Raw genomic sequence first — 12177 nt, forward strand, 5'->3', positions numbered from 1 at the left:
CTTGGGATAAGATTAAAGTCGATTTGTTTGCCTTTTGAAGGAGTCCACCTTTGATAGATATGACCCTTGACGCCCTACGTGAGGCGATTGGTTTGGAACCTGGGGAAAGCTCGACTCGGATTCAAGGCAGAGTACACACCGACTCACGTCTGGTCAGTACGGGTGATGTTTTTGTAGCGTTACCCGGAGAAAATACAGACGGTCATCACTTCCTAGGTTCCGTGGCTCGCCGCGGGGGAAAGGTCGCCATCGTCAGCAGCGACCGCGCAGAGATTCTGGACCAAGGGTGGGCTACTGAAGACGAATTGAACCAGCTGACAGTACTGCAGGTCCCCGACCCGCAGTACGCTCTGGGGCGGCTGGCACGGGCGCACCTGCGCCAACTGCGAGCCCAAGCTCGCGGGGGAGTCGGCAAACTGAAACTCGTCATCGGAATCACTGGATCCGCTGGCAAAACCACCACCAAAGACCTGACGAAACAGCTTTTATCCACCAAAGGCGCTACTGTCGCCCCCGTGGCATCATTCAATAACGAGGTTGGCCTGCCGCTGACGGTTCTGGAAGCTGACTTTGCGACCGAGTACCTGGTTTTAGAGATGGGGGCTTCGCAACCCGGCGACATCGTCTACCTGACTGACATTGCGCCCCTAGATGTGGCTCTGGTTTTGATGGTGGGGGTGGCGCACCTGGAATCGTACTCTTCGGTCGAGGCCCTAGCAGCCGAGAAAGCCACCATTTTGGAGAACCTGGGACCCTCGGGTATGGCCATTTTGAATGCGGACGACCCGCGCGTGGAAGCGATGAGCGGGCGGACTTCGGGACGCCTCATGTACTTTTCGACAAAAAAGAACACTCCGGTGCGTATCACCGACTTGCGCCTAGACGAGGCTTCGCGGGGCAGTTTCCTGCTGCACACTCCCGCGGGCAGTGCCCCGGTGCAGCTGCAACTCCTGGGCGCGCATCACGTCTACAACGCGCTGGGGGCTGCGGCGATTGGGCACGTCGCCGGGCTGACTCCCGCCGAGATTGCGGCGGTGCTTTCCAAAGCCACTCCGGTCAGCGAACACCGCATGAACCTGGTGCATTTGGCAGACGGAGTGGACCTCATTGATGATGCGTATAACGCGAACCCGGACTCGGTGCGTGCCGCTTTGGACGTGATTGCGAAATCGGGAGCCACCCGGCGTGTGGTCATAGTGCTGGGGGACATGCTGGAACTGGGTGAAACTGCCCCGCAGCTGCACGGGGAAATCGGGCGTTACGCCGCGAACCTCGGAATTTCGGTGCTGTTGACAGTCGGTCCCATGGCGAAACACATCGAGAGCGCTTATTCCGCATTGAAACATGATGGGGAAAGCCATCAGGTGACGGATGCCACCGCCGCTGGTCGGCTCTTGCAGGAAATTGTGCGTCCTGGCGACTTGATTTTGGTCAAAGGTTCGCACGGTTCGGGACTGTGGAAACTGGCTCAAGAGATTGAAGAAAGGGGCCGTGTCCGATGACTGCGGTATTGACCGCCGGGTTTATCTCCCTGTTATTCTCGCTGCTGGTCACCCCGTTCTATGCGAATTGGCTGGTCAAAAGGCAGTATGGTCAGTTTATTCGTCAGGACGGCCCGACTGCGCACTACACTAAACGCGGCACCCCCACCATGGGCGGGGTCATCATTATCCTGGCCATCATTATCGGCTGGGGAGCGGGCCATATTCACCAGGCCATCACCAGTGGCAAAGGCCCCAGCGCCTCGTCTCTGATTCTCATATTCTTGCTGGTCGGGCTGGGATTCATCGGCTGGTTAGATGACTGGATTAAAATTTCTCAGCACCGTTCCTTAGGGCTAAACCCGACCGGGAAAATCCTCGGTCAGCTGGCAGTGGGTTCCATATTTTCCGGTCTGGCCCTGGGATTTGAAAACTCACGCGGCTTGAGCCCTGCCTCCACCAAGATTTCTGTCATCCGGGACACGAACCTAGATTTGGCTTTCGCCGGTTTTGGTCTGGGGGTGGTGCTGTTCCTGATTTGGGCGAACTTCTTGGTGGCAGCCTGGTCTAACGCGGTTAACCTGACGGACGGTCTGGACGGCTTGGCGACCGGTACTTCGATATTTGTGTTTGGCGGCTATGCCTTGATGTCCTACTGGCAGTTCTCGCAGCGCTGTGGCATCGACGGTACCAGCGCCCCGGCGTGCTACTCCGAAATTCGCGACCCGCTGGACATTGCGTTATTCTGCGCGGCTGTGGTCGGAGCCCTGATTGGATTTTTGTGGTGGAACGCCTCGCCGGCCCGCATTTTCATGGGCGACACCGGCTCTCTGGCGCTGGGCGGTATCCTGGCGGGAGTCTCGATTTTCACGCACACCGAATTCCTAGCGATTATCATCGGCGGCCTGTTCGTGATGGAAGTTATCAGCGACATTATCCAGGTCGGATTCTTTAAAGCCACGCACAAGCGCGTGTTTAAGATGGCTCCGATTCATCACCACTTTGAACTGTTGGGCTGGAAAGAGATTACCGTGGTCGTGCGATTTTGGATTATTGCCGGGCTGATGGCCGCCGCCGGGGTGGGGCTGTTCTATTTCGATTGGGTGATAAAACTGTGAAAGATACGCAATTCACCGGTGCTTCCATCGGAGTTTTGGGACTGGGAAAGTCGGGGCGTGCCTCCGCTGCCGTGCTGGCCACTCTCGGAGCGCACGTGACCTGCTACGATGTGAACCCAGACGCCCTCCAACAGGCTCGTGAGGAACTCGGCGACCAGGTCGACTACTGCACCGCCACCGGCGAACAGCTTCAAGGAGAGGCGGCCGCCGGGAAAGGCCATAAACTTTTCGTGGTGTCCCCCGGGATTGCCCCGCATAATCCCATGTATCGCCTTCCCGAGACCAGTGCCCCCATGTGGTCAGAAGTCGAGCTGGCTTGGCAAATCCAGGAAGCCATTGGCAACCGCAACTGCAAGTGGCTGTGTATCACGGGCACAAACGGGAAAACCACTACGACTGGAATGCTGGCCCAAATGCTTATCACCGGCGGCGTGGTGGCGACCGCGGTGGGCAACTACGGCACGCCCATTGTCCAAGTCGCGGCCGAAGGCGCTGTGGATGCCTTGGCGGTGGAGCTGTCTTCGGCGCAGCTGCATTCCACTTACAGCTTGAAACCCTGGGCTTCCGTGTGGCTGAACTTTGCCCCCGATCACATTGACTGGCACGGCAGCGCCGACAACTACGCTTGGGACAAATCAAAAATTTATTGCGGAGTGCAGCGTGCCGCTTTGTACCCCGCCACCGAGGAGCTGCCGACCAAGGTGCTCAGTAAACGTTTCGTCCAGGAACAGGGATTTCCTGCGGAAAAGTGCATCGGCTTGACGCCGGGCATTCCCGCTCCGGGCTTCCTGGGGGTGATTGAGGACGTTATCGTGGACCGGGCTTTTGGGGAACATAACGAAACCCAGGCTCTCGAACTGGCGACCTTTGCCGACCTGGAACACTTGAGCGGAGCAAAAGTACCGACCTCGGCCCTGCTGGCCGATACTTTGGCCGCAGCGGGACTGGCACGCGCTTACGGTTTGCAGCCCGAATGGGTGCACCGCGGAATTCTCGAGTTTGAGTTGGCGGAACATCGTCGCGCTGTGGTCGGCACGTTCGAGGGCGTGACCTACATCGACGATTCCAAAGCTACGAATACGCACGCGGCGGCAGCTTCGCTGCGTGACATTGATGACAAGCGCGCCGTGTGGATAGTCGGGGGAGACGCGAAAGGCCAAGACTTCCACTCCCTGGTGCAGGTAGCAGCCCCGAAAGTGAAAGCCGCTGTGCTGATTGGCCTGGACCCCGAGCCTTTTGAGAGCGCATTTGCGGAAAACGGCGCGGGAATCCCGCTGAAACGGGTCGCTCCGGGGGACAATCTGATGGAAAGGACGCTTCTAGAGGCGCGTGCTTTGGCCGCTCCGGGGGACACCGTGCTGCTGGCTCCGGCGTGTGCCTCGTGGGATCAGTTCAACAACTATCACGAGCGCGGCGACCAATTTGCTCAGGCGGCGCGGAAACTGGGGGAGAACCAAAATGGCGGGGAGGAACAAGGCTCCTAAGGCACCTCGAGACGCGAAACTGACGAAGTTTTCCTCGCGAAACTCGACGCCCACCCTGGTTGACGCCAGCTCCGCCCCATCCACAGAGCCGGGCCGGGAACACTCCGCTCTGCACGACTTGTCCGAGGGATGGAAGAACCAGCCGGTTCTGAGCTACTACCTGGTTTTGGTCACCACCCTGCTGCTGTTCATAATTGGGCTTATCCTGGTGTTTTCCGCCTCGACCATCACCGCCCTGGAAAGCGGGGTGAACCCGTTTCTTTCCTTCGGGAAACGTTCACTGATTTATGTGGCGGCGCTGCTGATTTTGTTCATCGCTTCCAGGGTTCCGCTGACATTTTATCAAAAGTGGACCTGGTGGTTCCTGGGGGCGGCGTGGCTGCTGCAGATTATGGTGTTCGTGCCGGGCATGCACGGTGCGTCCGCGGGCGGCAACACGAACTGGATTAACCTCGGTGGCGTCTTTACCATTCAGCCCTCCGAGTTCATGAAGTTGGCTTTGGCTGTGGCATTGGGGCGGGTCCTGGCCGATCCGGAACTGCGGGAGGCTAGGGACACGAAACGTTGGCTCATCAACGCGGGGGTGCCCGCGGTAGGGTCGTTGGGCTTGGTCATGGTCGGTAGAGATCTGGGCACCGCGATGGTGATGGCGGCGCTCATCTTGACGGCGATATTCGTGGCGGGGATTCCTTGGCGTTACTTTGCGGGAATCGTCTTGCTGGGAATTTTCGGGGTCACCCTGGCCGTAATGAGTTCCGCCAACCGGCGGCGGCGGGTTTTTGGCTTCATGGACGCTTCCACCACCGACCCCACCGGTATCGGCTACCAGCGCCAACACGGCTTGTGGTCGTTGGCCACCGGGGGATTGACCGGGGTCGGACCGGGCGCCAGCCGGGAAAAATGGTCCTATCTGCCCGAAGCGGATACGGACTACATTTTCGCCATTCTGGGCGAGGAGTTCGGGATTTTGGGCACTTTCCTGGTTCTGGGTTTGTTCGTGGTGCTGTGCCTGACGATGCTGCGGCTGATGAGCCGGGCAACCAATCCTTTCGTGAGTTACACCGTGGCGGGCCTGATAGGCTGGATTTTTTCCCAAGCCATCATCAATATCGGAGCCGTGGTTGGCTTGCTCCCGATTATTGGGGTGCCTCTGCCGCTGATTTCCTCCGGCGGTTCCTCCCTGCTGTCCATCATGGCAGCGATGGGCATGGCGATGTGTTTCGCGCGTGCCGAACCCGGAGCGGGTGCCGCCTTGAAAGCTCGGCTGCGTCCTTTGCGGCGCGGAGCGGCGGTTTCGCTGCCCGGCCGGGTACACCGTTGAACGCTGGCGCTGCGGTGTCGGCATGGCGCGGAAATCGGGGGAACACTTTGCTGACAACCGCCCGAGGAACCGTGCCCCTGAAAAAGTTTCCGGACAAAACACGCTAAAGTTGTGGGTGTGAGTGACATCTCAAAACCGGTCATTGTTTTCGCTGGCGGCGGCACTGCGGGGCACGTGAACCCCTTGCTGGCGACTGTTGCCGCGCTAAAGTCCACCGAATTCGACTTTGAGCCGCTGGTGGTGGGCACATCTGAGGGGCTGGAAAACGAGCTGGTTCCCGCCGCCGGCTATGAACTGTTGACCATCCCCCGTCTGCCCATGCCGCGTCGCCCCAGTTCGGATCTGGTTCGTTTGCCGGTTCGGATGCGTCACGTGGTGGCGTCGCTACGCGATACTTTCCAAGCGCGAGGGGTGCAGCTGGTGGTGGGCTTTGGGGGCTACGTTTCCACTCCCGTGTACTTCGCGGCGAAACGCCTGGGTATTCCCATCGTTATTCATGAACAAAATGCCCGGCCAGGGCTCGCCAATCGGGTAGGGTCACGCTACGCCGCCGGAGTCGGCCTGACTTTTGAGGGCACCGGTCTGAAAGCGAAACACGGCGAGACCCGCGTGGTTGGCCTGCCCTTGCGCCCCAGCATTCTCGAACTGGCGCGTCAGCTGGAAACACCCCAGACCAGGGACGCGGCGCGATCCGAAGCCGCCGAATTTTTCGGTTTGCCGGCTTCTCACCCCACGGTGCTAATCACCGGAGGTTCCCTGGGGGCGCAGCGTCTCAACGAAGTCTTGCCCGACGCGCTTTTGCGGGTGTTCCAGGAAAACCCTTCCGCCCAAGTCATTCACTTGACCGGGAAAGGCAAGGACGGCCCTGTCAGGGATTTCGTAGCTGAACACCACCTGGAGCAGCGTTACCAGGTGCGAGACTACCTCACTGAGATGCACTACGGTCTGGCTCTAGCTGATTGTGTGGTGTGTCGAGCGGGGGCAGCGACTGTCGCGGAAAACACCGCCCTGGCGATTCCCACTCTCTATGTGCCCTTGCCCATCGGCAACGGAGAGCAGGCCCTAAACGCGCGAGGGGTCGTGCAAGCCGCGGGAGCGTTTTTGCTCGACCAAAAGAAACTGACCGAGCAGGTGGCTGCTGACCTGCTGACTCGTCTGTTAGACCCGGAGCAAAACGCGGCCATGCGGGCGGCGGCAGCCCAAGTCGGCACCACTCGCGGCGCCGAGAATCTCTGCGCGCTCATTTTAACAGTCCTGGGCGAAACGACCGGGAAACCCGAGGAGGCCTAATCATGCCCGAAATCAAAGACAGTTCCACGAATTTGTCCAACGTCGCACAAGCCCACGAGGTTCCGTCCTACCAGGCATTTTACCTAATCGGTATCGGAGGGGCCGGCATGAGCGTCCTCGCGCAGCTGCTGCATGACCTGGGGTATCACGTGTCCGGTTCCGACCAGGTGCAAGCCGATACGCTGGGACAGTTGCGCGCGGCGGGCATCACCGTTTTCGTGGGACACCGGGAGGAACAGGTCCCTGCTAACGCTATTGTGGTGGTGACTTCGGCGGTACATGAGGACAATCCCGAAGCGGCTCGCGCCAAAACTCTGGGCTTAGAAATCTGGCACCGTTCCCAAGCTTTAGATTTTTGCACCCGTTCCCACGATTTAGTGGCGGTGGCCGGCGCGCACGGCAAAACCAGCACGTCTTCCATGATTGCCCACGCCCTGCTGAAAATCGGCGCGGATCCTTCTTTTGCTATCGGGGGAGTCATCGCCGAACTGGGGACCGGCGCGCGTTTGGGGTCGGGTTCCGCCTTTGTCATTGAAGCCGATGAGTCCGACGGGTCTTTCCTGAACTATTCCCCCGCGGTGGAAGTCATCACCAACATAGAGCCTGATCACCTCGATCACTGGGGCAGCGCGGAGGCTTTCGAGCAAGCTTTTGTGGATTTTACTGGTCGACTGCGCGAGGGCGGTGCGCTGGTGCTGTGTGCCGATGATGCCGGGGTCAAAAGGCTGGCTCAGCGGGTGCCGGCGCGGCGCGGCGTGGGCGGGTCACGGGTTATTTCCTATGGTTTCGGGGTTCCCCTGGCCGGTGACATCGTAGTGCAGTTGAGTGAGCCCGAACTAGGGCCGGGCCACGGACATTGCCAAGTCAGCGTTACCGATGCTGGTCAGCAGGTGTTTCACGGACAGCTCGAGCTGCGGATTGGGGGTCAGCACATGCTGCTGAACGCGGGAGGAGCGCTGGGAGCCGCCTACGCCCTGGGCGTGGACTTGGCCCAGTTCGTCACCGCGTTGGGGACTTTTTCGGGAGCCAGCCGCCGGATGCAGCGAGTCGGTGAACGCGATGGAGTGCGTATTTACGACGATTACGGGCACCACCCTACTGAAATCGCCGCCACTCTGCAGGCGGCCCGTGACTTAGCCGGTAGTGGCCGGCTGCTGGTGTGTTTCCAGCCTCATCTGTATTCTCGGACCTACCACAATGTTGACGCTTTCGCCCGGGTTTTTGCCGCCGTGGACGACCTGACCGTGTGCTCGGTCTACGCCGCCCGCGAAGCGCCGATTCCCGGAGTAAACGGCAACACCATCACCGAGCGCCTCGGTCAAGGGACCTACGTGGCAGATATGTACGCGGCGGGACTGCACGCTTTCCGGTCTGCCCGCCCCGGCGACCTGCTGCTGTTCTTGGGGGCGGGTTCTATCACCCACGTGGGCCACGCTATCGCCGCGGGACACGACTTTGCCTCGGTGGAGCAGGCGGCCCAGGCGAAAGTGAGCCAGGCGTGAAACCACCTCCTCGTCCCACCCTTGGGAATTCCTCAGAGGGCCGCGATGCGAGCCGGGGGCGGCATCGTCGCCCCGTGGTTGACCCCAAAAGTGTTGACCTCGACAAGGACGCCCCGCGCCGCCCTCGTGACCGTGCCGTCGCGACTGACACGACAGACTCGGGAACAGCCCAACCTGAGACGAAGTCCAAAAGGCCGACCCCGGCTCAACTCGATAAACAGGAACGCGAGGAAAAAAAGGCCGCCAAGAAAGCTCAAAAGCAGGCTGCGAAGGCAAATCGTGAGGCCGTGAAAGCGGCCCAAAAGGTTTCTCAGCGCAAACACCATCCAAAAACGTCCCCCGCTGACGGTTCGCACTACGAGGCGAGTTCCCCTTGGGATTCGCTGCGGGTGGCAAGCGTAGACAATACGCTGCTGGACCGGTTGGAGGAACAGGAGTTCATTCGCCGCCATCGGCTGCGGCTGCGGATTTCCAGTCTGATTGGGGTGTTGGCGGGAGTCCTCATCGTTTTGTACGTCGTGTTTTTTTCACCGCTGTTCACCTACCAGCTCGCACAGTGCCATGTCACGGGCGCGCGGAACGTAGACATTAAACAGGTTTGCCAAGCCACTCAGAGCTTCGAGGGGCGCTCTATCACCAGTTTGGCTACGGCGGGAGTGGCGAAGACGGTGCTGCAGGAAGTCAGTGCCCTAAAGGATGCACAAGTCAAGCCCGCGTGGCCGCACGGGTTAGAGATTCACGTGGTGGAGCGCGTTCCGGTAGCCACCGTGCGGCAAAACGGCAAAGTTGTGGGGGTGGACCGGTCCGGAGTGATTCTGGAGATTGCCCCTGGTGACGTGGCGGGGCTGCCGCAGCTGGATGTCGACATGGAAAAGCTGGGCGGGCAAACCCGCAAACTGGTTGATGCGGCCTTGATTGCTTTTGGGGATATGTCTGAGGATTTGCGCTCCATGATTGCTTCGGTGACTTCCGACGACCCCGCTCAGTTGCAGTTTAAACTGCGTGACGGCCGAGCCCTGGTGTGGGGTAATTCCCATGATTCGGTAGAAAAAGCCCAGGTAGCGAAACTTTTGTTTACGGTGCAGGGCGTGAAAGTCGTGGATGTGTCAAACCCGGAGCGTCCCTCGACCCGCTGAACGTGAGCGGCCTTTTTTGGGCGAACAGTTTTCGCGCTGAGAAAGTCAGTCCGGGAGAGTGAGCGCAGAGAGCGCCGCCAAGTTGGGCCACGAGAGGCGCACATCGGCAGCGGCTTGCAAAGCAGGTTTTGCCAGGTAGGCAACTCCCAATCCGGCGGCGCGAACCATTTTCAGGTCGTTAGCCCCGTCTCCCATCGCCACGCAGTTCTCCACGCCGATTCCGAGTTCGGAGGCCCAGGAACGCAGGCAGGTTTCCTTGGTTTCGGCGGTGACAATGTCGCCCTCCGGCTCGCCGGTCAGCTGGCCGTTGGCCACCTCGAAACTGTTTGCCTTGACGAAATCCAGCCCAATTTCCGCCGCGTGCGGCGCTACCAGTTCTCTAAAACCACCGGAAACCACCCCGACTTTTACGCCGCGGCGATGAAAAGCCGACACCATTTGTGCCGCTCCTGGCGAAAAGTGGTAGTCCTGGCGCACCTGGTCCAAAACGCTGACCGAAAGCCCTCTGAGGGTTTCCATACGTCGCCGCAGGGACTGGGCAAAGTCGAGTTCCCCGCGCATCGCAGCAGCGGTGATGGCGGCGACTTCCGCTTGCGTGCCGGCGTGGGCGGCGACCAGGTCGATGCCCTCCCCGGTAAACAGCGTAGAATCTCCGTCCAAAACCACCAGGGCCGGACCGTGCTGCGCCATTGCCCCTGCTGTTATCGCTACAGCCAGGTCCTCTAAGCCCAGGTCAGGCTCCAAAGCGCGGATCCACGCGGCTCTCTGTTCACGAGTCGTGGGGGGTGCGGCGGGAACGTAGAGGGACACCCGGCTTAGCCCCTCTGACGAAGACCGGGTGGGGAGCGCGGTGGGGTTCAGTCCGGTAGCACGAATAACCGCGGATAGAAACGATTCAGGCGTTACGTCCGCAGAGTTTCCCTCCCATACGCAGGAAAAGCGCAGGGGTAGCGTAGGTTCTGTCATGGGCTAGTACTCGACGCGGGTGTCTTTGGGGACCACCGTAATTCCGGAATCGGTCACCAGGAAACCGCGCGCCCGGTCTTGTTCAAGGTCAACGCCGATAGTGACGCCCTCACCAACGTAAACGTTCTTGTCCAAGATGGCACGGTCGACTCTCGCGTGTCGGGCCAGCACTACGCCGTTCATCAGGACCGAGTCCGTCACTTCGGACCAAGAGTTCAGCCGGACTCCCGGGGAGAGAATCGAGTGAACACAACGGGCTCCGGAAATAATCGTGCCGCTGGAAACAAAAGAGTCGATGGCGTGTCCCATGCGGGAATCATCCCCGTAAACGAACTTGGCGGGGGGCAGCTCGCCGTCCAAAGTCGTCATAATCGGCCACTTTGGGTTGTACAGGTTAAAGACGGGGTGAACCGCGATGAGGTCCATAGAGGCTTCGTAGTAGGCATCAATAGTACCGACATCACGCCAGTAATCCCGGTCCCGTTCGGTCGAGCCGGGGATGTCATTGCGGATAAAGTCGTAGCAGTGGGCTTCCCCGCGGGACACGAAATACGGCACGATGTCCCCGCCCATATCGTGATTTGAATCGTCATTTTGGGAGTCTAGCTGCAGTGCTTCGAGCAGAGCATCAGTATTGAACACGTAGTTGCCCATCGATGCCAGTATCTGATCCGGGGCGTCGGGCAGCCCGACCGCGTCTTGGGGCTTTTCCCGGAAAGCTGCGATTTTACCCGTTGTGTCCGCTTCAATGACTCCGAACGAAGATGCCAAGCTGAGCGGTTGACGGATTCCGGCCACGGTGGCGGGCAGACCGGATGCGATGTGTTCGTTCACCATCTGCGAGAAGTCCATCCGATAAATATTGTCCGCGCCGATAATCAGCACGTAGTCGGGGCGCTCATCACTGATGATGTTCTCAGATTGGAAGATTGCGTCCGCTGAACCCATGTACCAGTGTTTTCCGGTGCGTTGCTGGGCCGGAACCGGTGCCACATAGTTGCCCAGAATGTTCGACATGTGCCAGGCTGTAGCGATGTGTCGGTCCAGAGAATGGGACTTGTATTGAGTTAGGACGATGACCCGATGATAACCGGAGTTCACCACGTTAGACAGCGCGAAGTCAATGAGCCGGTAGTGCCCTCCAAAAGGCACCGCGGGCTTGGCGCGGTCTTCAGTTAGGGGCATCAGGCGTTTGCCTTCGCCACCAGCGAGAATAATTGTCAAAACTTTTGGTAGAGCCACGTATTAACCCTAAAAGATTTTTTAGCTTTTGTGGGGCTTTTGGGGCATCTTTTACCAGCAAATGGGATAAGTTAGAAGTGCAATCACGGTTCGCTGGCCAGGGGATTTTCCGAGGACGTTACGAACCGTGTTGTCCAGGGTCCATTTTGTGTTGAAGCGAGGTTGCCATGCGTGTTGATTTAATGAGTCGGGAATACCCTCCGAAAGTTTACGGGGGTGCTGGGGTTCACGTCACTGAACTTGCCAAGGTTTTGCGTCAGCGGGCAGAAGTCAGGGTTCATTGTTTTGAGGGTCCTCGTCCCGCGGGTACGGAAGGCGGCGAGCAGGGGGTCACCGGTTACGACTATCTGGAGGGACTGGCTGACGCGAACGCCGCTATCCGCACTTTGGGAGTGGATTTAGAGTTTGTGGCTGGTGCAGCCGGTGCTGACGTAGTACATTCCCACACTTGGTACGCCAATATGGGCGGGCATTGGGCTTCCCTGATGTATGACATTCCGCACGTTATTTCCGCGCATTCCTTGGAACCGCTGCGTCCGTGGAAAGCTGAACAGTTGGGCGGGGGATACCGGATTTCTTCCTGGGCGGAAAAAACCGCTTACGAAGCCGCGGACGCCATCGTGGCGGTGTCTCGCGC

At 59.4% G+C, this 12177-nt stretch carries 10 protein-coding genes; 8 read left to right on the top strand and 2 right to left on the bottom strand.

Translation table 11 applies throughout. The features are described from left to right. Window positions 1-50 precede the first annotated feature (50 nt). The 7 genes from murF (at window position 51) to Q0X47_RS07485 (ending at window position 9332) form a co-directional block, all read left to right on the top strand. Window positions 51-1502, top strand: coding sequence for a UDP-N-acetylmuramoyl-tripeptide--D-alanyl-D-alanine ligase (gene murF, locus Q0X47_RS07455; protein ID WP_367178292.1), 1452 nt, complete (start codon window positions 51-53; stop codon window positions 1500-1502). Then, complete coding sequence (gene mraY / locus Q0X47_RS07460) at window positions 1499-2599, top strand: phospho-N-acetylmuramoyl-pentapeptide-transferase (RefSeq protein WP_297724480.1); 1101 nt, start codon at window positions 1499-1501, stop codon at window positions 2597-2599. The genes murF and mraY overlap by 4 nt, the downstream gene beginning before the upstream one ends. Beyond that, window positions 2596-4083 (top strand): UDP-N-acetylmuramoyl-L-alanine--D-glutamate ligase, encoded by a 1488-nt coding sequence (murD, locus tag Q0X47_RS07465; RefSeq protein ID WP_297724485.1) that lies wholly within the window; start codon window positions 2596-2598, stop codon window positions 4081-4083. The genes mraY and murD overlap by 4 nt, the downstream gene beginning before the upstream one ends. Then, window positions 4058-5404: an FtsW/RodA/SpoVE family cell cycle protein gene (locus tag Q0X47_RS07470; RefSeq protein WP_297724487.1), complete on the top strand. Its 1347-nt coding sequence runs from the start codon at window positions 4058-4060 to the stop codon at window positions 5402-5404. The genes murD and Q0X47_RS07470 overlap by 26 nt, the downstream gene beginning before the upstream one ends. Before the next feature lie 117 nt (window positions 5405-5521). Next, window positions 5522-6694 (top strand): glycosyltransferase, encoded by a 1173-nt coding sequence (locus Q0X47_RS07475; protein WP_297724489.1) that lies wholly within the window; start codon window positions 5522-5524, stop codon window positions 6692-6694. A 2-nt stretch (window positions 6695-6696) separates the two neighbouring features. Then, window positions 6697-8196, top strand: a complete 1500-nt coding sequence (gene murC / locus Q0X47_RS07480) for a UDP-N-acetylmuramate--L-alanine ligase (protein WP_297724492.1) — start codon at window positions 6697-6699, stop codon at window positions 8194-8196. 74 nt (window positions 8197-8270) lie between these two features. Beyond that, window positions 8271-9332 carry a cell division protein FtsQ/DivIB gene (locus Q0X47_RS07485; protein ID WP_297724495.1) on the top strand — a complete coding sequence of 354 codons (1062 nt, stop codon included), beginning with the start codon at window positions 8271-8273 and terminating at the stop codon, window positions 9330-9332. Window positions 9333-9377: 45 nt separating this feature from the next. Here Q0X47_RS07485 and serB read toward each other — a convergent pair whose 3' ends face one another. Together serB and glgC are read right to left on the bottom strand one after the other, a co-directional pair. Next, window positions 9378-10298 (bottom strand): phosphoserine phosphatase SerB, encoded by a 921-nt coding sequence (serB, locus tag Q0X47_RS07490; protein WP_297724497.1) that lies wholly within the window; start codon window positions 10296-10298, stop codon window positions 9378-9380. Window positions 10299-10301: 3 nt separating this feature from the next. After that, window positions 10302-11540: a glucose-1-phosphate adenylyltransferase gene (gene glgC, locus Q0X47_RS07495; RefSeq protein WP_297724500.1), complete on the bottom strand. Its 1239-nt coding sequence runs from the start codon at window positions 11538-11540 to the stop codon at window positions 10302-10304. A gap of 167 nt (window positions 11541-11707) precedes the next feature. Between glgC and Q0X47_RS07500 the strand changes: the two genes are divergently transcribed. After that, window positions 11708-12177: glycosyltransferase (locus Q0X47_RS07500; RefSeq protein ID WP_297724503.1), on the top strand; the 470-nt coding region annotated here is incomplete at its 3' end.

Origin of the sequence: uncultured Mobiluncus sp. (genome assembly GCF_947254095.1) — a bacterium.
Classification (GTDB): domain Bacteria; phylum Actinomycetota; class Actinomycetes; order Actinomycetales; family Actinomycetaceae; genus Mobiluncus.